This is a genomic window from Niveispirillum sp. FG148, assembly GCF_057809655.1.
Map to the genome: position 1 here is coordinate 37674 of NZ_JBMDKJ010000023.1, position 21224 is coordinate 58897.

Here is a 21224-nt window from a genome sequence, read left to right on the forward strand (position 1 = left end):
GGAAACCCGCCGGGCGGTTTGCTTTTGGCGGCATCAATCCGCGGGGCCCAGCAGGCGGGCGACCAGCCGGTCGATCTCCTGATTGATGCCGGCCGCATCCAGCGCCTGGCGGACCAGCTTGCGCGCCCGCTGGAACGCCATCCCCTCGGGAATTTCGACATTGGCGGCCAGGGCCTCCGCCTGCCTGCCGGCTTCGGCCAGATCATGGTGGAGTGCAATGCCGGCGTCAAAGCGGGGAATGGGGAGATTAAAGAAGACCTTATCAAAATCGCGGGCACCAAATTGCCCTCTGGATTGATATTTCTCTGCCCGCCCGCGTGCAGTTTCACTGTTGAAAATGGACGCAAGGTAGAAACTCTCCAGCTCTTCAGCCGGAGGTGACCAATACAATTTATGGTCAATCACCGCCGCATTGTCCCTCAATAGGGCAGCAGCGGGGAGTGTGCCCGCCTTTGCATAAACCACCCGAAGCGGGGGTAGCGGAAACTGCGCCGAGAGCTTCCCATAGTAATCGATCTGCTCGGTGAAGCTGATCGGGGAAGGGCGGCTGCCGTTCCATACATTCTCCACTTTGCGCAGCCAATCGTGAAGGGCACCATAACCGCGGTTGGCGGCGCCTTCTGCGTCCAGCACAGCGCCATCGCCATTGACGGGGATCACGCCCTCGAACGGCTTCCAGACGCGCCAAGGCAAAATGCTTTCACCCAGCAGCACGGGGCGAAGGAACTCCGCCTCCACATTTCCTTCCACACCGGGTAGGGACTTCCAGGGCTCCTTTTCCTGGCTGCTGCGGCGGCTGATGATGGCGGGGCTCGTGAGATTGCTGCCAAGTCGGCCCATTGACTTGCGCTCTACAAGGCAGAGCATGCGCGGGACCAGGATGGCCCCCTGCTTGAACGCCTTGCGATAGACCGAGCCCCCCTTGAACTCCGCCACCGCCTGGGCGCGGGCGTTGTCGATGACGGTCAATTGGCGGTCGGCGATGGCTTCCGGGGCATCGCGCAGGGCCAGCCGGCCGGAATAGGCGCGGACCGTGTCGGGCATGGATGATTGCAGCGCGCGCCGCCGCCCGAAAATGGCGCAGGAGGGCACAGGGAACAGGGGCGTGACATCGTCGCTCATCGTCCAGACCTCGTCCCAGGCAATGCGGACAGACTGGAAGGACCCACTGCGCAACCCCTCAAACTGCCCCCGCGTCAGCACGGCCATGGGCATGACCAGGGCGATGCGCCCACCGGAGCGCAGATAAAGATGGGCCGCCCGCACGGCGAACAGGGCGCAAAGATCGTTCTGGGTGGCGAACTTGCCCCCCACATAGACCCATTCACCCTGCGCCAGTTCCTTGAACCGCTTTTGCAGGTCGGGACTCATATGCCGATAGGCAACCCAGGGCGGATTTCCGACCAGCACATGGGCCCAGCCGCCCCCGGCGGAAAAGGCAAGGGGACGGGACAGGTTGCGGGCCACATAGGCCCAGACGGTGTCGCGGCCTTCACGGCGCAGCCGGTCGAAGGTGACATAGGTCTTGCCCAGGTCGCGGATTGCGTGTTCCTGCTCCACCGTGACATCGGCGCGATAATGCTGTTCGGTGATGCGATACAGCGCCTTTTCGATCTGATCGCGGGTCATGCCGGCTTCGGACCCCGTCCGCATGCGCTCAATGGCCTTGTCGAACAGGGCGGGGTCGCGGCAGAAGGTGTCGGGAAAGTCGAGCTGTTCACGACCTTCCGCATTCTTCTCACCGCTGCGCCCATCGCCGGCCGGGGGCGGCGGGACGCGGATGGTCAATTCCTTGCCGCCCATCAATTCGGAAATGGACAGTTGCATCGCATCGCCCAGATAGACGGGGATGGAGAAGCTGCCCTGCCGGCTGGTCAAGGCCGGCGCCAGGGCCAGAAGATAGGTGACGCGCGCGATGATGACGGCAACGGGGTGGATATCCGTGCCCGCCACATGCGCGGCCGCTTCCTGCGCCTGACGGCCCGGTTCCATCCCGGCTTCGCGCGCCTCCGCCAGGAAGTTGCGCACGGCATGGAACAGGAAGGTCCCGGACCCACAGCCGGGGTCCAGCACGCGCTGTTCAAGGGGACGATCAACCGCCCGGCGCACGACCTTGGCGGCCAGCCAGTCGGGCGTGTAATATTCGCCCAGCCCGTGCCGTTCCTCCCGGTCGATCAGCGATTCATAAAGGACTTTCAGCACGTCGCATTCCACCTCCGACAGGCGGAAGCGGCGGACATGGTTCATGATACGGCGGACCAGGATGCAGCCATCCTCGTGCGCGACCACCCAGTCGAAAAAGTCGCTTTCCACGGCACCCTGAATGCCGGCCGTGGCGAAGGCCTGACCGGACAGCAGGCGCCTTGGATCGTCCTCCGGCAGCTGCATGACGGCCAGCGCGATACATTTGGCCACAATCACCAGAAAGGTGTGCTGTATCCACAGCCCGTCGGATTCAATCTCCCGCCCATAGACCTGCTTCAGCAACTGGGCCCAGAGCTGCCGCTTCAGGGCCTCTGCCGGCTGCGGGGCCAGCCGGAGCCAGAGTGCCATCAGTTCCTGATGCGCGCGGTAATAGGCGACTGACTCCTGCCCCAATTCCGCGCGGATCGTCAGCGGATCGGGAGGCAGCGAGGATTTCAGCGCCAGGGCACCGTCCAGCCAAGCCAGGAATGGCTCCGGCGCGTCCGGGTTCAGTGTAATGTCACGCACCCTGACCAGGACGCCATCCTTCTGCTCGCAGGCTACCCACTTCAGGCCGTCGGACGCGATCCCGACATAGCGTTCACCTTCTTCCCGTTCCCGGTCGGCAAGATATTGGGGCATCCTGCGTTCAACATCCCGCCATTCCTGGTCCAGGTTGCTTTTTGCCTCCAGTACCGTCCGGCCAATCAGCGCGTCGAGCCGCCCGCGGATTTCCGGCAACCGATGCTCGAAGCTGACGGCAGACAAGTCTACGTCAAATGCATCCACCAGCAATTGCCGGAACCCGGCCTTGACTTCGTCATGGCCGGGTCGGGTGGAGAGATTGCGCAGCAGATCAAGCGTTGCCGAAGAGATTGGCATTGTCATTCCAAGGCATGGAAACGGGCGTGAAGGTGGGGTCGCGTCTGTGCGACGACAAAATCAGGCTTACCATACCTTGCCGATGCGCCCCAATCCCGTCCTGAAGTGCCCTTAAGATTCATATCAAATTGGCGAACCTAGCGACGGGTACGCTTCGTGCTTGCCCGTATCGCGCGAGTGGCTTACCCTTCGTGCAGATCAAAAGGATCGGCATAGGGGGGAGCCCATGATTTCGCTAAACGCGAACTCGCTCTTCGGCGCCACCAACGCGCAGGCGTTGAAGAAAACGATCGACCGCCATGTCGATCAGGCGGTGGAAGAGCGGTTCAAGCAGACCAGCAAGGCCGGCCAGGGCCGGTCGCGCGAGGAAATCTATGAGCGCTTGATGAGCGCCGGCATCAGCAGCAACGGCTTCAGCGATGCCGTCAAAAGTGCGGCCCGCGCGGACGAGCTTTCCAAATATATGAATCAGGCCCGGTCGGAGATGGACCGCCGTGCCGCCGCCGAAAAGCTGGACCAATCCAAGCGTCGCATGGGCGAACTGGAATCCGAAGCGCGGGAGGCCGCCGCCAAGGGCAACAGTTCCAAGCTGGCCCGCATCGCGCGCGAGGCGTCCAGCATGACCCGATCCCTGGCGGACGAGGCCAAGGGCCTGGTCAATGGCAAGGATGTCAGCCCGGCCGAACGCGCCGCTGCCATCGCCGCCGGCAAACCCGACCCCGCCACCCCCATCGAACCACAGCCCGGCATGACGGCCGGTGGTGTCCCCGTCGCCTTTGCCCGATCCTATGTGCAGGAGGTCCGCGACGTGGCGGGCCGCGCCCGCACCCTGCTGACCCAGGCCGAAGCCAACAAGGATAGCGGCCTGTGGATGAGCGAGGAGGAGAAGAAGGAGCTGGAGGAACTGCTGAAACAGTCCCGCGACGATCTGGCGGCCGCCAGCGACACGCTGGAAAGCCTGAACGGCACATTGGAGGCGCAGGATCCGGGTGGGGCCGCGGCGGCCGGCGCCGATGGGGGCGGGGCAACGGCGACGGCCGCGCAGGTGACCTACACCTATACCCAGACGGAAACCATCGCCATCGCGATGGTCAGCACGGAAACGAGCGTGTCCGTGACCGCGTGAGGGGGGATGACGGACGAGGAGAGTGCTTCCATCTGAACCAGACCGCCGCTACCCCAGATAGACCCGGTGATAGCGTGAACCCAGGCGGGTCAGCACCTCGTAGCCGATGGTGCCGGCCTCGCGTGCGACCTGATCCAGGTCGCGGTGCGGGCCGATGACATCCACCCAGCCGCCAACCTGTAACAGGGGGGCGGGAATGCCGGTCACATCGGCCGTCAGCAGGTCCATCGATACCCGGCCGATCAGCGGGGCGACATGGCCGCCGATCATCACCTGACCTTTACCGGCCAAGGACCAGGGATAGCCATCGGCGTAGCCCATGCCCAGCGCCGCCACCTTGCCGGGCGCGGTGATCTTGTGCGTGGCGTCGTAGCCCACCGTGTCCGGCGGGGCGACGTCACGCACCTGAAGGATGCGGGCCAGCAGGCGGACGACGGGCCGCATCGGATTGGGCAGCCAGGGCGCGGGGTTGGCCCCGTACAGGGCGATGCCGGGCCGGACCAGATCGAAATGATAATCGGCGCCATGGAAGATGCCGGCCGAATTGGACAGGCTGACTGGCGCCTTGGGCAACCGGGCCAGCGCCGCCTTCACCCGCGCCAACTGGGTGGCGGTAAAGGGGTTGTGCGGATCATCGGCGCAGGCCAGATGGCTCATCCAGGCATTGAGATCCAGGCCGGGCAGCAGCGATGAATGATCGTTGCACAACCGTTCCAATTCATCCGGGGCTAGGCCCAGCCGGTTCATTCCGGTATCGACATGAATAAGCGCGGGCAAGGTCCGCCCCAACCGGTGGGCGTGATCGCGCCAGCGGGTGATTTCGCCCAGGCTGCTGAGGGCCGGGGTCAGGCGCATGGCGGCGATTTCCGCCTCTGTCCCCGCCGGCACGCCATGCAGGACGATGACACGCGCATCGGGCAGGGCGGTACGGACCCGCACGCCCGCTTCGATATCGGCGACGAAGAAGGTGCGGGCCCCGGCCTTCCACAGGGAAGTGGCCACGGCGACATCGCCCAGGCCATAGCCATTGGCCTTTACCACCGCGGCGCATTCAGCGCCCCCGGCGCGGGCCGCCATGTCGCGCCAGTTGGCGACAAGGGCGGCCAGGTCAATGACCAGCACGGCCCCGACGCGGGCCGCATCGGGGCTGTTCAGAACATAGTCGGGAAGGGGAGAGGTCACTTTACGGTGGCTCTGCATATCGGGGCGGGCGGGCCTACTCGTCGTAGGAGCCGCCGCCATGCTGGGTGTCGAGATCGCCGAAACGGGTATAGTTGCCGTCGAAATAAAGACGGACCGTGCCGACGGGGCCGTGACGCTGCTTGCCGATGATGACGTCGGCCGTGTTGTGGACCTGGGCCAACCGTTCCTGCCATTGCTGGTACCGGTCGTTATATTTGTCCTCGGACTCATCAGGACGGCGGCCGGGCTCCGCACGTTCCAGGTAATATTGTTCGCGGAACACGAACATGACGACGTCGGCGTCCTGTTCGATCGAGCCGGATTCACGCAAGTCGGAGAGCTGCGGCCGCTTGTCCTCGCGGCTTTCGACCGAGCGCGACAGCTGCGACAGGGCGATGACGGGCAGGTCCAGTTCCTTGGCGATGGCCTTCAGGCCCCGCGTGATCTCGGAAATTTCCTGCACGCGATTCTGTTCGCCGCGACCCGTGCCGCCGCCACGCAGCAGCTGCAAATAGTCGACCACGACCAGACCCAGCCCATGGGTGCGCTTCAGCCGGCGGGCCCGGGTGCGCACCGCCGTGATGGACAGGGCCGGCGTATCGTCGACGAAGAAGGGGACGCGGGCCAGATACTGGCTGGCCTCCACGAATTTCGGGAAATCGGTGGCGGTGATCTCACCACGGCGGATCTTGTCGCCCGACACTTCCGCCTGGTCGGCCAGGATACGCAGGGCCAGCTGTTCGGCCGACATTTCCAGGGAGAAGAAGCCCACGGGCGCCCCTTCCTTGCCGCCGGACAGCATATAGGCCTTGGCAGCATTGAAGGCGATGTTGGTAGCCAGCGCCGTCTTACCCATGGAAGGCCGGCCGGCCAGGATCAGCAGATCGCTGGGATGCAGGCCGCCCAGCTTGCCATCCAGATCGCGCAGGCCCGAGGTGACGCCCGTGACATGGCTGGAGCGGCGGAAGGCAGCTTCCGCGCTGGCGATGGCGGCCGTCAGCGCCCGGTCGAAGGGGATGAAATCACCCTTGATGTCGCCCGTGGCCGCCAGTTCGAACAGCTTCTTTTCCGCCTCTTCGATCTGGTCGTTGGCGGCGATGTCCAGGTCATGCTTATAGGCATGGTTGACCATATCCTCGCCGACTTCGATCAACTGCCGGCGCAGGTACGCATCGTGGATAACCCGGCCGTAATCTTCCAGATTATGGACAGAGACGATGGCCGCGGCCAGCCGGGCCAGATAATCCGACCCGCCGATTTCCGACAGGTCGCGGTCCTGTTCGAAATAGGCCTTCAGCGTAATCGGATTGGCCACCTGCCCGCGATCGATCAGCTTCAGGATGGCCTGATAGATCTTCTGGTTGGCGGGATCGAAGAAATGTTCCGGCCGCAGGAATTCGCCAACCTTTTCAAAGGCCTTGTTGTTCACAAGAATGGCGCCCAGCACCGTCTGCTCCGCCTCTTCATTGTGGGGCGGAGTGCGGTAGGCGACAGGGGCAGCGGCACCGGAAAAACCGGTCGGGTCGATCAGCTTCGTATCCATGGCGCGCAGTTTAGCAGGCGCCTCGCGAGAGCGTTACGCCATCGCGTGGGGGCAGAGGTGAAAGCCGGGGATGAATTGGGGATAAGCTGTGGATAACTATGCCGCCCGGCTTTGCCGCTCCGCCAACCGCCGTTCGTCCGCCAGCATGTAGTCGCGGCTCAGGGGCACGGCCTCGACGCTTTTCGCCATCTGAATCTGAAACACCATATGGCCTTGATGACGGAAGGCGCATTCCGACCCAACCAGGTAGAATTCCCACATGCGGCAGAAACGCTCATCATAAAGCGCCCGGGCCTTGTCGCGGTTGGCCAGGAAGCGTTCGCGCCAATGGCGCAGGGTTTCGGCATAATGCAGGCGCCAGATTTCCGCGTCGGTCAGCCACAGGCCGGCCCCCTCCACCGCCGGCATCACCTCTGACAAAGCCGGGGAATAACCGCCGGGGAAGATATATTTGCGAATCCAGGCGTTGGTCGTGCCCGGCCCCTCCATCCGGCCGATGGAATGCAGCAGGGCCACGCCATCATCGGCCAGCAGGTCATGGACCTTGCCGAAGAAGGTTGGATATTGCGGCACGCCGACATGTTCGAACATGCCGACACTGACGATCCGGTCGAACCGGCCCGTCATCTGGCGGTAATCACAGAGTTCGAACCGGACCCGGTCGGACAGGCCCGCGGCGGCCGCCCGTTCGCGTGCCACGGCCAGCTGTTCCTTTGACAGGGTGATGCCCGTGACCTGGATATCGGCGGCCCGAGCCAGGGTCAGGGCCATGCCACCCCAGCCGCAGCCGATATCCAGCACCTGTGCGCCCGGCTTCAGCAGCAGCTTGGCCGCGATGTGCCGCTTCTTCGCCTCCTGCGCCTGTTCCAGATCCGTACCGGGGTCTGCGAAATAGGCACAGGAATACTGACGGTCGCTGTCCAGGAACAGTTCATAGAATTCCCGCGACAGGTCGTAATGGTGGGCCACATTGCGGTGGGAGCGGTCCAGCGGATTATATTGCTGGATCAGGCGTTGCAGCCGGAGGGCGAAGCGCTGTGCCAGCGCCCCGGTCGGCCCCAGATGACCCCGGCCGATATTGGCGGTCACCAGATCCAGAAAGTCATAAAGACTTCCCTCCACCATCTGCAACGTGCCGTCCATATAGGCTTCGCCGGCATAGAGGCCGGGGTGGAGGCCCAGTTTCCATTCCAGCGCGGGGTCGGTCAGGCGCACCGTCACCGGGGCCCGATTATCCGTTGCCGAACCGAAATAATGCCGACCGCCGCGGGCGTCGATGACGCAGAGCCGGCCCTGTTTGATCAATGAGGAGAGCAGACGGTACAACAGCATGTCGGAACACCCCCAAGCCGCTGATACGTCTTGAAAATGTAACCATGCTGCGCGCGTGTGCAAACCTGTCCGAAAGAAAAAGGGCGCCCCGCCTTTCGGTGGGACGCCCCTTAACTTTGGAAGCAAGCCGCCGGATGTTTCCATCCGGAACCGGGACCTATCAGGCCTCGGTTTCCTCGGTGGCTTCGGTCTCTTCGACCTCTTCTTCCTCATCCTCGTCGTCGCGGCTGACGACCATGCCGCCACGGGCGGCCTGGACGGCGGCTTCTTCAACCGAGCGAGCCACGTTGACCGTCACGGCCACGGACACTTCCGGATGCAGGACGACCTTGACCTTGAACAGGCCCAGGGTCTTGATCGGCTCGGCGATGGCGACCTGCGCCCGGGCGATCGTGGTGCCGGCGGTGGTGACCGCCTCGGCAACGTCGCGCGAGGTGACGGAGCCGTACAGCACGCCGGACTCGGCGGCCTGACGGACCACGACGACGGCCAGACCGTTGACCTTCGTGGCGACGACCTCGGCTTCCTTCTTCAGCTCCAGATTGCGAGCTTCCAGCTGCGCCTTCTGGGCCTCGAAATAGGCCAGGTTGTCCTTGGTGGCGCGCAGGGCCTTCTTCTTCGGCAGCAGGTAATTACGGGCGTAGCCCGCCTTCACCTTGACCACCTGGCCCAGCTGACCCAACTTTTCGACGCGTTCCAGCAGAATGACGTCCATGTCTTTTCTCCCGGTTCGCTTACTTCACAATGTACGGCAGAAGAGCCAGGAAGCGGGCGCGCTTGATAGCACGGGCCAGCTCACGCTGCTTCTTCGCCGACACGGCGGTGATACGGGACGGGACGATCTTGCCGCGTTCGGAGATGAACCGGGACAGCAGCTTGATGTCCTTGTAGTCGATCGTCGGCGCGTTCGGGCCGGAGAACGGGCAGGTCTTCCGGCGACGGAAGAACGGACGACGGCCACCGCCAGAGCGGGGAGCGCCACCCGTGGAAGCGCCCTGGGGACGTTCGGTGGTCATGCGCGGTCTCCTTCACCTTCAACGGCGGCGTCACGACGCGGGCCGCGGCTGAAGCCGCCCTCGCGCGGACCACGATCGCCGAACTCACGACGCGGGCCACGGTCGCCGAAGCCACCGCGGGGAGCGCGTTCCGCACGTTCGCCCTTGTTGGCGAGCATGGCGGTCTGGCCCTCGTCGATCTTTTCGATCTTGACGGTCATATAGCGCAGCACGTCTTCATTGATCGACAGGTTACGCTCCATTTCGGCAACGGCCGCCGCGGAGGCGTCCAGGCCGAGATAGACGTAATGACCCTTGCGGTTCTTCTTGATCCGGTAGGTCAGGGTCTTCAGACCCCACTGCTCGGTCTTGACGACGGAGCCGCCCTGGTCCTTCAGGATGGTGCTGAAGGTCTCGGTCAGGGTTTCAACCTGAGCCGAGGAGATGTCCTGACGGAAAATCAGGATGGTTTCATACAGTGCCATAAAACTCCCCATGGCTATTGATGGTCCGCCGCTGTGTCCGGAACGGGTTCCAGATCAGCCGCACGGTCCTAGCCGGTGCCTTGGCGAGCACCGGCGGGGTTTCGGAAGGGGCGCACTATACAGAAAGCCGGCAAGGGCGCAAGGCCGGCCGCGCCCCGCAGGCGACATGGGCGGGGCGACGGGGCCGCATGGGGAGCGCCGCCGGCACCCGTCCGGTCAGTCGATCTGGGCGAGGGGCTCCGGCGTGCCGCGGATGGCCGCCCGCCGCGCCCGGTCGACGTCCGGCAGGGCCAGGGCCGCGGTCAGGCGGGCCACGGTCGCATCCGGCATGGTCAGCGAGCAGGCGAACCAGTAGCCCTGGGGCGGCAGTTCCGCCACGACGCGGATATCCATATCCTTCAGGTCCGGCGTGTCCAGCGCACTGCCGATCAGCATGCCAAAGCGCAACTGCCCCGTTTCCACCATCCGCGCCAGCGTGCGCTGATCGTCCACGGTGACATGGTCGATGCCGCGCCCTTCCAGGACCGTCTGATAGATGCCGCGCGGCGCCCCCAGTTGCCCGCCCGCGATGCGCAGGAAATCGGGCAGGTTCCCCTGGAAAGGATCCTGGCCGCGGGCGATGAACACCATCCGGTCCCGCAGCATTTCCAGCAGCCAGCGCACCTGCCCCTCGCGTACGGGTAGACGGGCATAGCCGATGGAGCAGGTGTCGGTCTGCTGCAGGACCATTTCCAGCGGCTGGTCGGTGGGGGTGGCCCGGGCCCGGATGCGCAGACGGCCACGTTCCGCCATCAGGCCCAGCCAGTGCTGGAAGCCTGGCTGCAATTCGCCCTGTGGATCGATGATCGTCGGGGATTGGGACATCAGCAGGGTGACGACCGGCGCGTCCCTATCCCCGAACCAGCCCAGTTCCCGTGCAGATACCGGCATGCCGGCCAGAGCCAGCGCGACAGCCAGCATCAGGCGGGGCGGGCAGGAAAACAGCGGGCGGCGCTTCATCGATGGCCCTTGCAAGCGGGATACGGGAACTGTTGCCTTGGATGATGCGCGAATTTGACCGCCGGTAAATAGACCAGAGGTATGGGATGGCCGGATCGGTCACTGCGTCGGGGTCGCTGCTTCAATGGGCACGTCGTTCATGGCGGTGCGGCGCAGGGCTTCGGAAGAAGGCGACAGCAGGGCCCGCTGTAACGGCTGGGCCAGGCTGTCCGGCATGTCGGGACTGCAGGCAAACCAGAATTCAAGTGGTGGCATTTCCGCCACGATGCGCAGCCGCATCGTCTGCACTTCCGGGGCGTTCAGCGTGCCGGCGATCACCATGCCGAACCGGACCCGGCCCGCATCCACCATCCGCGCCAGCGAACGCTGGTCATCCACGGCCACATAATCGACCCCGTGCCCGGCCAGCGTCTCGCGATAGACGCCGCTGGGGGCCGCCACCTGGCCCGGTGCGATCTTCAGCAGGTCGGGCAGGGCGCCCTGAAACGGGTCGTCCTGGCGTGCGATGAACACCATGCGATCGCGCCGCACGAGCGAAAGCCAGCGCGCCTTCGTTTCCCGGGACGGAAGGCGGGCATAACCCAGGACGCAATGGTCGATGCTGCGCGCCATATCGGCCGTGCGCCGGTCGAAATTCGCAGGCTGAATCCGCAGGTGGATGGAGGCCTTGTCCGCCACGTAGGAGAACCACAGGCGCATGGCCGGCAGCAGCCGTCCCGATCCATCCACGATGGTGGGGATCACGGGCACGGCCAAGGTCACCTCCGGCTGTCCGCTCTGCCCGAAGCTGTCTTCGATGTCACTTGCCCGACCGGGATGGGCCAGGGTCAGCACAAGCCCCAGCAGCAGGCCGGCGGCCCACCGGACGGCGGATATCCGAAATGGCTTAGGACCCGGGGCGGCCATGCTGCATCACGATGCTTGGGGGAACGAGGGCTGGTGGACGTCATATCTGGCGGATATATTGAGATTCGATCCGATATCTTACCTTCCGGTTAAGGATGGAGCGAATGGCGCCCATGCGCCCGGCGCGTCGATCATCCGTCATCCTGCGCCAGCCGGGCGTTCCCGGCCAGTATTTCCATCAACTTAGCGGTCCCTTCCGTAATCGTAACAAGGTGTCGGTGCTGTTGAGCGGGGCACTGCGGCTTGACAGGGCCACACGCCGCTGTATCAAGGCCGCACTGGATTTATTGCAGGTGACCTTCATGACCCGCGCTTTCGTCTTTCCCGGCCAGGGCAGTCAGGCCGTCGGCATGGGCCGCGAACTGGCCGAGCGGTTCGCCATCGCGCGTGAAACGTTTGCCGAAGTGGATGCCGCCCTGGGCCAGAAGCTCAGCGCGCTGATGTTCGAAGGGCCGGGCGACGAACTGACCCTGACCGAGAATGCCCAGCCGGCCCTGATGGCCGTGTCCGTGGCCGTGACCCGCGTGCTGGCCGCCGAAAAGGGGCTGGACCTGTCCAAGGCCGCCTTCGTCGCCGGCCACTCCCTGGGTGAATATTCGGCCCTGTGTGCCGCGGGCGCCATCAGCCTGGCCGACACGGCCCGCCTGCTGAAGCTGCGCGGCCAGTCGATGCAGAAGGCGGTGCCGGTCGGTGTCGGCGCCATGGCTGCCATCCTGGGCGCCGATCTGGACGCCGCGCGCGAAATTGCGGCCGAAGCGGCCCAGGGCGAGGTCTGCACGGCCGCCAACGACAATGCGCCGGGTCAGGTGGTGGTGTCGGGCCACAAATCGGCCGTGGAGCGGGCCATCAAGATCGCGGCCGAGCGGGGGTTCAAGCGCGCCATGCTGCTGCCCGTGTCCGCCCCCTTCCATTGCCCGCTGATGCAGCCCGCCGCCGATGCCATGAAAGAGGCGCTGGCCGGCACGGCCATCCAGTCGCCGGTCGCCCCGCTGGTCGCCAATGTCACGGCGTCGGCCGTGACCGACCCGGAGACCATCCGCCGCCTGCTGGTGGAGCAGGTGACGGGGGCCGTGCGCTGGCGCGAAAGCGTGCTGTTCATGAAGGAACAGGGCGTGTCCGAGCTGATCGAGCTGGGCGCCGGCAAGGTGCTGGCCGGTCTGGTCAAGCGCATTGACAAGGAACTGGTCGCCAGCTCTGTCGGGCTGCCGGCCGATATCGATGGTTTCATCGCCGGATGACGTGGTTATGGGGTGGGGCTGCGGCACCGCCTTGCTATCGGAGGGATTTCCCATGTTCGACCTGACCGGCAAGACCGCCCTGGTCACGGGTGCATCGGGCGGCATTGGTGCTGCCATCGCCCGCGCGCTGCATGCCAGGGGCGCCAAGGTCGCCCTGCACGGCACCAAGGTGGAGGCGCTGGAAGCGCTGGCCGCCGAGCTGGGCGAGGGCGCCGTCGTCGTGCCCGCCAACCTGTCGGACCCCGCACAGGTGGAAGACCTGTTCAAGAAGGCCGAGACGGCCCTGGGCGGCGGCGTCGACATCCTGGTCAACAATGCCGGGCTGACGCGGGACACCCTGATCCTGCGCATGAAGGATGATGACTGGGACAGTGTCATCAATGTCAATCTGACGGCCGGCTTCCGCCTGGCCCGCGCCGCCGTGAAGGGCATGATGAAGCGCCGCTGGGGCCGCATCATCGGCATCACCTCCGTCGTCGGCGTCACCGGCAATCCCGGCCAGGTGAACTATGCGGCCAGCAAGGCCGGCATGATCGGCATGTCCAAGGCGCTGGCCCAAGAAGTGGCGACGCGCGGCATCACCGTCAATACGGTGGCGCCCGGCATGATCGCCACGGCCATGACCGACGTGCTGAACGATGCCCAGAAGGAAGCCATGAACAGCCGCATCCCGGCCGGTCGCCTGGGCACGCCCGACGATATCGCCGCCGCCGTGCTATATCTGGCCTCCAACGAGGCTGCCTATGTCACGGGCCAGACATTGCATGTGAATGGCGGCATGGCCATGATCTGAGAAGGCGGGTGAGGGGCTTCGGTCGCCTCACCCCGTTCTCGGATGCTGCGAATGCTGGTCAGGGGCCGCCGTTCATGTTAAGTGACGGCTCTTTCCTGACCGGCGGCGCGGGCCGGGCCAAGGATTGCGCTTGTTCCGAACCCCGCGACGACCCTTAACTACCGGCCTCCGGCCGGACCCACCGGAAGATCCTGAAAGGTCAAATAAATGAGCGATGTTGCTGAACGCGTGAAGAAGATCGTCATCGAGCACCTGGGCGTGGAAGAGGCGAAGGTGACCGACACCGCGTCCTTCATCGACGATCTGGGCGCCGACAGCCTGGACACGGTCGAGCTGGTCATGGCGTTTGAGGAAGAGTTCGGCATCGAGATCCCGGACGACGCTGCCGAAAAGATCCTGACCGTCAAGGACGCCATCGACTTCATCAGCTCCAAGAGCTGATAACCGTCAAAGGTGGGACGGAACCGGGAACGGCATTCGGCTGTTCCCGGTCCTGGCCAAGGCCGCCCATCGTCACTATCTGATTTCCGGGACGACCATGGCTGTCCCCCTCTTCGTCATCACTTTCGCAGGTCGGATACATGCGCCGCGTCGTCATCACCGGAATGGGTCTCGTGACTCCGCTCGGGGTTGGGGTGCAAACCAACTGGGACCGTCTGATCAAAAGCCAGTCGGGCATCCGCACGATCCAGGGCTTTGATGTTTCCGATCTTCCCTGCAAGATCGCCGGCCAGGTGCCGCGCGGTGACGGCAGCGAAGGCACGCTGAACCTGGATCTCTTCATTCCGCCCAAGGAACAGAAGAAGATGGATGATTTCATCATGTTCGCTATCGCGGCGGCAGATGAAGCCATCAAGGACAGCGGCTGGAAGCCCTCCAACGACGAAGAGTTCGAGCGCACGGGCGTTACCGTCGGCTCCGGCATCGGTGGCCTGCCCGGCATCTATGAGACGTCGCTGATCCTGGCCGAAAAGGGCCCGCGCCGTGTCTCGCCCTTCTTCATCCCGTCCTGCCTGATCAATCTGGCATCGGGCCATATCTCCATCAACCATGGCTACAAGGGCCCGAACCATGCCGTGGTTACGGCCTGTTCCACGGGCGCCCATTCCATCGGCGACGCCGCGCGCATGATCGCGCTGGACGATGCCGACGTGATGGTTGCCGGTGGCGCGGAGGGCGCCTGCTCCCGCCTGGGCATCGCCGGCTTTGCCGCCGCCCGTACCCTGTCCACCGCCTTCAACGACGCGCCCGAAAAGGGCAGCCGCCCCTATGACAAGGCCCGCGACGGGTTCGTCATGGGCGAGGGCGCCGGCGTCGTGGTTCTGGAGGAACTGGAGCACGCCAAGCGCCGTGGCGCCCACATCTATGCCGAAGTCGTCGGCTATGGCCTGTCGGGTGACGCCCACCACATCACCTCGCCGGCCGAAGACGGCAATGGCGGCTTCCGGTCCATGCGCATGGCGATGAAGCGCGCTGGCATGAATCCGGAAGATGTGGATTACATCAACGCGCATGGCACCAGCACGCCCGTGGGCGACCTGATCGAACTGGGTGCCGTCAAGCGCCTGTTCGGCAATGATCTGGCCGGCGCCTCCATGTCGTCGACCAAGTCGGCCATCGGTCACCTGCTGGGGGCCGCCGGTGCCGTGGAAGCCATCTATTCGGTCCTGTCCATCCGCGACCAGATCGTGCCGCCGACCCTGAATCTGGAAAATCCGGACGAGGGCACGGAGGGCGCTGACCTGGTGCCGAAGGTGGCCAAGGAACGCCGCGTGCGCGCCGCCCTGTCCAACAGCTTCGGCTTTGGCGGCACCAACGCCTCCCTGGTGTTCAAGGCCTTCTCCTGATCACCGGCGTGAGCGGGACGAACGGAAAAGAGACCCAAAAGCGCCGCCGTTGGCTTCTGCCGACGGCGGCGTCGTTTTTGGTGCTGGCCGCAGCGGGTGCCGGGGGCGCCTGGGCGGCATGGCAGCGCTATATCGGGCCGGGGCCGCTGACGGCGGAGACGGTGATCGTCATTCCGCGCGGCAGCGGGGTGCAGGCCATCGCCCAGAAGCTGGCCGAGGGCGGCGTCGTGCGTCATCCCTGGGACGTGCTGCTGACCAGCCGCCTGCGCGGCGACGGCGCCCGGCTGCGGGCCGGGGAATATCAATTCCCGGCGGGGATCAGCATCAAGGGTGCCCTGGACCTGATCATCAGCGGCAAGGTCGTCGTCCACCGGGTCACGGTGCCGGAAGGGCTGACCAGTTGGCAGATCGTGGAGCGGCTGCGGGCGGAGACGGCGTTGTCGGGCGATGTCATCACCCCGCCACCCGAGGGTAGTCTGCTGCCGGAGACCTACCAGTTCCTGCGCGATGATGCCCGCGCCGACATCCTGGCCCGCATGTCCGCCGACATGGCCCGCGCGCTGGACAGGCTTTGGGCCGAACGCGGCCCCGACCTGCCGCTGAAATCCCCCCAGGAGGCGGTCATCCTGGCGTCGGTGGTGGAAAAGGAGACGGGCGTGGCGGCCGAGCGCCCGCGCGTGGCCGGCGTCTTCATCAACCGGCTGCGCGCCGGCATGAAGCTGCAATCCGACCCGACCATCATCTATGCCCTGTCGGACAAGCGCGGGCAGATCGACCGCGACCTGACCCGCGCCGACTGGAAGCTGGACAGCCCCTATAACACCTATGTCGTGCCGGGCCTGCCCCCCGCCCCCATCGCCAATCCGGGCCTGCTGTCCTTGCAGGCCGTGCTGAAGCCGGAAACGCACAAGTACCTGTACTTCGTCGCCGACGGCACGGGCGGCCACGCCTTCGCGGAGACGCTGGAGGCGCATAACCGCAATGTCGTGAAATGGCGAAAGGTGCGGGACGGGGAGTGAAGGCTTAAGCCGCCACCACCACCCGGTCCCACCACCATTCATGGTCGGCATAGAAGCGCGCGGCCATGCGGCGGACGTAAGGGGTCAGGTTGCCGTGGGCGGCGACGGCCTGATGCAAGGCCGTGTCGAAGATGGGCGTCAGGGTGGCGGCCAGGACGGCGAAGGCAAACGCGTCCACGCCCGTGGGCCGATCACTCATGATGAAGGGCCGGTCGCCCAGCAGTACCGACAGGGCCGACAGTGACCTTGTGGCGAGATCCAGCCGTTCGGTCGGGCTGTGGCGGCCGATGCCGTGGCCGGCCATGTTGGCGGCGACGCGGGCCCGCACATCCTTGATGATGGCGTCGCGCAGATGGTCGGGCGCGCCCTGGAAGAACAGGGCGGGGCCGCGCTGGAAATTGGCATCATCCATCCAGCGGTCATGGACCATGGCCCAGCAATAATGATCCTCCAGCATCCGTTCGATGGCCCAGGATTCGGCCCGTTCGCGCAAGGACAGGCCTTCGTCCAGGTCAATGCCGCGGGTGGCTTCCAGATGGGCGCGGATGAAGGTGCTGTCGGCCACGATCTGCCCGTCATCCTCGATAATCGGCAGCTTGTGCTTGGGCGTCTTTTCCAGGTCGCCCTTCACCTTCTCATAGTCCAGGCCGGCCATGCGCAGCTGCACCTCCGTCTTGGTCACATAGGGGCTGGGGTCGGGCAGGCCGAAGGCGGGGCCGAAAGCATGCAGCTTGATCATCGTCATTCTCCGTTTGTTCCGGTGATGCGGCATGGTTTACAGCCACCCTGCTGCCAACCTACTGTCAGCAGTCTTTCGAACGAGGGTGCGAAATGCGGCGGGCGGACCGGCTGTTCCAGATCATCCAGATATTGCGCCGGTCGCCCCGGCCGGTGACGGCCGAGGCCATCGCGGCGGAACTGGAAACGTCCAAACGGTCGGTCTATCGCGACATCGCCACGCTGATGGCCCAGCGCGTGCCCATCCGCGGGGAGGCGGGGGTGGGCTATCTGCTGGAAGGCGGATTCGACATGCCGCCCTTGATGCTGACCCCGGATGAGATCGAGGTGGCGATGCTGGGGGCGGAATGGGTGTCACGGCAGGGCGACCCGGTGCTGGCCCGCGCGGCCGCCGACCTGATGGCCAAGATCGAGGCGGCGGTGCCGGAAAATCTGCGTCCCGTGGTGCAGCTACCGGCCGGGGTCGCGCCACCACGGCCGCAGCGGGTGGTGGATGCCATCGATATGGTGGCCCTGCGCGCCGCCATCCATGGCGGGCGCAAGGTGCGGCTGATCTATCGCGATGAACGCGGGCAGGAGACGGAGCGGCTGGTCTGGCCCGTGCTGGTCGCCTATTTCGACCATGTGCGCATGCTGGCCGCCTGGTGCGAGATGCGGGCGGATTTCCGGCATTTCCGTACCGACCGCGTGGTGCGGGCAGAGTTTACCGGCGAACGCTATCCGGAGCGCCCGGTGCGGCTGCGCAGCCGCTGGCAGGACAGCCTGAGGCGGCCCGACTGCGGTTAAGGGAACAGGTCGTCCACGGCCGATTGCGACAGGACGGGACCGCTGGCCGGCGCCTCATCCTCCGGCGGTGCCACGGCACGCGGGGCAGGCGGGGGCGGTGGCGGGGAAGAGGCGGCAACGGGTTGCACTGCCAGCGGGTCGGCGCCGGCGGCCCGCGCCGCAGCACCCCCGGTCAGCAGCAGGTCGACGGCATCCTGGTTGATGGCGCCCTTCAGCGGCGGGCCATGCATCAGATGGGCGTCGGGACGGGTATCCCGAGGTTCATCCGCCAGGGCGGCGGCCATTTCCGCCTCGTCCAGGTTTTCCAGGCCCCAGATCTGGATCATGGCATGCACGCGCCGCTCGATATAGCGCAGCGTGTTGACCACCTTGGTCATGCGCTGGCCCGTAATGTCCTGGAACGAACAGGCCGTCATGATCTCCGTCACCTCGTTATCCAGCATCTGGGCGAGGTCGGGATGGGTCTTGCGCAGGCGATCAGCCACCGACTGGATGCGCTCCGATCCGTTCAGGATCTCCGTCGTCGCATGTTCGGTGGATTGCAGGATGGCGTCCAGTTCCTCCGTCGCCCGCATGATGCGGTCGGCGGACGGGTCATCCGGCTTCAGCGCGGCAATTTCCCGCCGCGTTTCGGCTATATGCGAAGAAAGGTCCTGCAGCTCCCGCCGCAGAACCTTGATATGGGACTTCGGGTCCACTTCCGGATGTTCGCGATGATCGCGGATCAGGCGGCGGACATCGTCCACCGCCACCACCCGATTCCGCCGGTCGCGTGCGCGCAAGAAGGCGCGACCGCGCGGACTGGACATCAACGCGTCCTCGATCTCGTCATAGTCCTGGTCGGACAGATCGAAGATCGGTTCGGACACGATCGATCAGCCCAGCGCGCCCAGAACGCTTTCGATCTTCTTCTTCAGCGTGTCGGCGTTGAAGGGCTTCACAATGTAGTTGTTCACGCCGGCTTCCTTGGCCGCGATGACGTTTTCCGTCTTCGATTCGGCGGTCACCATGATGAAGGGCGTGGCCTTCAGACGCACATCGGCGCGCACTTCCTTCAGAAGCTGCAGGCCGGTCATCGGCTCCATGTTCCAGTCGGAGATCACCAGACCGAACGGCGCGGCGCGCAGCTTGGCCAACGCTTCGGCGCCGTCGGCAGCCTCGTCGATCTTCGTGAACCCGATCTGGGTGAGCAGGTTCCTGATGATACGCCGCATCGTCGCGTAATCGTCGACAACCAGCACCTGAATGTTCAAGGACACTGCGGAACCCCCACCTGAACGTGTTGCACCAGCAAATTGCTTAATTCCTGATCAGCGATCGAACGACATGCCAATGCTGACCAAACTACCGTTTCAGGTTACCCGATCGGAAATGACAAGCCAATCGTGTTCACCCTTATCGGCGTACACGGCCGCACTTTGGTGGGCGGCCCTGTGCTTGTCAAGCCGTCCAAAAACGGAGCGGCCTGAACTTTTCCGCCATTCTATCCCTATGCACCGCGCAGCAGCGACAGCAGACCGCTGGTGATGGGATAGCGGCGGTCGCGTCCGAAACTCCGCGACGTGATCTTGACCCCCGGCGGCGCCTGCCGGCGCTTATATTCTGCGCGGTCCAGCATGCGCCAGACCCGGTTGACCGTGGCCGCGTCATGGCCCCGCGCCAGGATCTCCGCCAGCGACATGTCACGTTCGATCAGGCATTCCAGAATATCATCCAGGACAGCATATTCCGGCAACGTGTCCTGGTCCTTCTGGTCGGGTTTCAACTCCGCCGTCGGGGCCTTGGTGATGATCCGTTCGGGAATCACCTGCCCCGTCGGGCCCAGCGCGCCATCGGGCCGGTTGGCATTGCGCCAGTGCGACAGCTTGTAGACGGTCGTCTTGTAGACATCCTTCAGGACATTGTAGCCGCCGCACATATCGCCATAGAGCGTGGCATAGCCGACCGACATTTCCGACTTGTTGCCTGTGGACAGGACCATGCCGCCAAACTTGTTCGACAGCGCCATCAAGGTGACGCCACGCGACCGGCTTTGCAGGTTCTCCTCCGTAATGTCGGCCTGTTGGCCGGCAAAGGACGGGGCCAGCATCTCGGCAAACGCTTCCATGGCCGGGCGGATGGAGATGGTGTCGATGCGGCAGCCCAAGAGGCCGGCGCATTCGGCCGCGTCATCCAGGCTGTCCTGGCTGGTATAGGGGCTGGGCATCATGACGCAGTGGACCTTGTCCGCCCCCAGCGCATCGACCGCCACGGCGGCGGAAATGGCCGAATCGATGCCGCCCGACATGCCCAGGATGACGCCGGGGAAGCGATTCTTGCGCACATAATCGCGCAGGCCCAGCACCATGGCCCCATAGATGGCGCCCAAGGCATCGGGTGGCGGGGTCATCGCATCGGACGCCCCGGTCCAGCCTTCGGCGCTGCGTGTCCAGCGGGTGATGGCGACAGCGGGTGCGAAGGCCGGCAATTGCGCCACCAGCGACCGGTCGCGGTTCAGCACGAAGGAGGCGCCGTCAAACACCAACTCATCCTGCCCGCCCACCTGGTTCAGATAGATCAGCGGCAGCCCCGTTTCCACCACCCGCGCCACGGCCAGTTCCAGGCGGCGGTTGGTCTTGTCGATCTCAAACGGGCTGCCATTGGGCACAACCAGGATCTCGGCCCCCGTCTCGGCCAGGGTCTCTGCCACTTCGGCCGTCCACATATCCTCACAGACCAGCACGCCCAGGCGCACGCCGCGGAAATTCACCGGGCCGGGCAGGGGGCCAGCGCTGAACACGCGTTTTTCATCGAAGGGGCCATAATTGGGCAGGTCATGCTTCAGCCGCACGGCCGCGATGGTCCCGCCATCCAGCAGCAGGGCCGCATTATGCCGCTGTCCGTCCACGCGCCAGGGTGCGCCGACCAGCAGGGCCGGGCCGCCATCGGCCGTGTCGGCGGCCAGCGCACGCACGGTGGCTTCGACCTTGTCCAGGAAGAAGGGCTTCAGCACCAGATCTTCGGGCGGATAGCCGCAGACCGCCAGTTCGGGATAGACGACCAGATCGGCGCCGGCGGCGGCGGCTTCGGCGCGTGCGGCGCGGATCAGGGCGGCATTGTCGTCCAGCGCCCCCACGGTGGGGTTGATCTGCGCCAGTGCGATGGTCAATTGATCAGTCATGTCACCTGG

General features: G+C 65.0%; 20 protein-coding genes. 7 read left to right on the plus strand and 13 right to left on the minus strand.

The window, feature by feature from the left end:
• Positions 1-33 precede the first annotated feature (33 nt).
• Positions 34-3066, minus strand: a complete 3033-nt coding sequence (locus tag ACODTW_RS20510; protein WP_488947938.1) for an N-6 DNA methylase — start codon at positions 3064-3066, stop codon at positions 34-36.
• A gap of 226 nt (positions 3067-3292) precedes the next feature.
• Here ACODTW_RS20510 and ACODTW_RS20515 point away from each other — a divergent pair, with 226 nt between their 5' ends.
• Positions 3293-4192, plus strand: a complete 900-nt coding sequence (locus tag ACODTW_RS20515) for a hypothetical protein (protein WP_488947939.1) — start codon at positions 3293-3295, stop codon at positions 4190-4192.
• 48 nt (positions 4193-4240) lie between these two features.
• Here the strand turns inward: ACODTW_RS20515 and alr are convergent, their stop codons facing one another.
• The 8 genes from alr to ACODTW_RS20555 form a co-directional block, all read right to left on the minus strand.
• Positions 4241-5374 (minus strand): alanine racemase, encoded by a 1134-nt coding sequence (gene alr, locus ACODTW_RS20520; RefSeq protein ID WP_488947940.1) that lies wholly within the window; start codon positions 5372-5374, stop codon positions 4241-4243.
• A 34-nt stretch (positions 5375-5408) separates the two neighbouring features.
• Positions 5409-6917, minus strand: a complete 1509-nt coding sequence (locus ACODTW_RS20525) for a replicative DNA helicase (protein ID WP_488947941.1) — start codon at positions 6915-6917, stop codon at positions 5409-5411.
• Between the two features lie 96 nt (positions 6918-7013).
• Positions 7014-8249, minus strand: coding sequence for a cyclopropane fatty acid synthase (locus ACODTW_RS20530; RefSeq protein ID WP_488947942.1), 1236 nt, complete (start codon positions 8247-8249; stop codon positions 7014-7016).
• Between the two features lie 160 nt (positions 8250-8409).
• Positions 8410-8964, minus strand: a complete 555-nt coding sequence (gene rplI / locus ACODTW_RS20535) for a 50S ribosomal protein L9 (protein ID WP_488947943.1) — start codon at positions 8962-8964, stop codon at positions 8410-8412.
• A gap of 19 nt (positions 8965-8983) precedes the next feature.
• Positions 8984-9265 (minus strand): 30S ribosomal protein S18, encoded by a 282-nt coding sequence (rpsR, locus tag ACODTW_RS20540; RefSeq protein ID WP_488947944.1) that lies wholly within the window; start codon positions 9263-9265, stop codon positions 8984-8986.
• Complete coding sequence (rpsF, locus tag ACODTW_RS20545) at positions 9262-9729, minus strand: 30S ribosomal protein S6 (RefSeq protein WP_488947945.1); 468 nt, start codon at positions 9727-9729, stop codon at positions 9262-9264. The genes rpsR and rpsF overlap by 4 nt, the downstream gene beginning before the upstream one ends.
• Before the next feature lie 216 nt (positions 9730-9945).
• A complete protein-coding gene (locus ACODTW_RS20550) occupies positions 9946-10728 on the minus strand; it encodes a hypothetical protein (RefSeq protein WP_488947946.1) in 783 nt (260 codons plus the stop codon).
• A 99-nt stretch (positions 10729-10827) separates the two neighbouring features.
• Positions 10828-11634: a PhnD/SsuA/transferrin family substrate-binding protein gene (locus ACODTW_RS20555; protein WP_488947947.1), complete on the minus strand. Its 807-nt coding sequence runs from the start codon at positions 11632-11634 to the stop codon at positions 10828-10830.
• A 302-nt stretch (positions 11635-11936) separates the two neighbouring features.
• Between ACODTW_RS20555 and fabD the strand changes: the two genes are divergently transcribed.
• The 5 genes from fabD to mltG all read left to right on the plus strand — a co-directional run bounded on the left by fabD (position 11937) and on the right by mltG (position 16531).
• Positions 11937-12872 carry an ACP S-malonyltransferase gene (gene fabD, locus ACODTW_RS20560; protein WP_488948004.1) on the plus strand — a complete coding sequence of 312 codons (936 nt, stop codon included), beginning with the start codon at positions 11937-11939 and terminating at the stop codon, positions 12870-12872.
• A gap of 52 nt (positions 12873-12924) precedes the next feature.
• Positions 12925-13665, plus strand: a complete 741-nt coding sequence (gene fabG, locus ACODTW_RS20565; RefSeq protein WP_488947948.1) for a 3-oxoacyl-[acyl-carrier-protein] reductase — start codon at positions 12925-12927, stop codon at positions 13663-13665.
• 207 nt (positions 13666-13872) lie between these two features.
• Positions 13873-14106 carry an acyl carrier protein gene (locus ACODTW_RS20570; RefSeq protein ID WP_488947949.1) on the plus strand — a complete coding sequence of 78 codons (234 nt, stop codon included), beginning with the start codon at positions 13873-13875 and terminating at the stop codon, positions 14104-14106.
• Positions 14107-14246: 140 nt separating this feature from the next.
• On the plus strand, positions 14247-15512 hold the full coding sequence (gene fabF / locus ACODTW_RS20575; RefSeq protein WP_488947950.1) for a beta-ketoacyl-ACP synthase II: 1266 nt from the start codon (positions 14247-14249) through the stop codon (positions 15510-15512).
• Between the two features lie 80 nt (positions 15513-15592).
• Positions 15593-16531, plus strand: coding sequence for an endolytic transglycosylase MltG (gene mltG / locus ACODTW_RS20580; protein ID WP_488947951.1), 939 nt, complete (start codon positions 15593-15595; stop codon positions 16529-16531).
• A 4-nt stretch (positions 16532-16535) separates the two neighbouring features.
• On the opposite strand, the gene ACODTW_RS20585 is transcribed toward mltG, so the two are convergent.
• The gene (locus tag ACODTW_RS20585) at positions 16536-17276 is read right to left on the minus strand and encodes a glutathione S-transferase family protein (RefSeq protein WP_488947952.1); all 741 of its coding nucleotides are present in this window, start codon (positions 17274-17276) and stop codon (positions 16536-16538) included.
• Between the two features lie 86 nt (positions 17277-17362).
• Between ACODTW_RS20585 and ACODTW_RS20590 the strand changes: the two genes are divergently transcribed.
• Positions 17363-18055: a helix-turn-helix transcriptional regulator gene (locus tag ACODTW_RS20590; protein ID WP_488947953.1), complete on the plus strand. Its 693-nt coding sequence runs from the start codon at positions 17363-17365 to the stop codon at positions 18053-18055.
• Here the strand turns inward: ACODTW_RS20590 and ACODTW_RS20595 are convergent.
• From ACODTW_RS20595 to ACODTW_RS20605, 3 genes are all read right to left on the minus strand, one after another.
• Positions 18052-18924: a protein phosphatase CheZ gene (locus tag ACODTW_RS20595; protein ID WP_488947954.1), complete on the minus strand. Its 873-nt coding sequence runs from the start codon at positions 18922-18924 to the stop codon at positions 18052-18054. The two genes, ACODTW_RS20590 and ACODTW_RS20595, sit on opposite strands and share 4 nt — an antisense overlap.
• Positions 18925-18930: 6 nt before the next feature.
• Positions 18931-19302, minus strand: a complete 372-nt coding sequence (locus ACODTW_RS20600; protein ID WP_488948005.1) for a chemotaxis response regulator CheY — start codon at positions 19300-19302, stop codon at positions 18931-18933.
• 242 nt (positions 19303-19544) lie between these two features.
• The gene (locus tag ACODTW_RS20605; RefSeq protein WP_488947955.1) at positions 19545-21215 is read right to left on the minus strand and encodes an NAD+ synthase; all 1671 of its coding nucleotides are present in this window, start codon (positions 21213-21215) and stop codon (positions 19545-19547) included.
• Between the last annotated feature and the right edge of the window lie 9 nt (positions 21216-21224).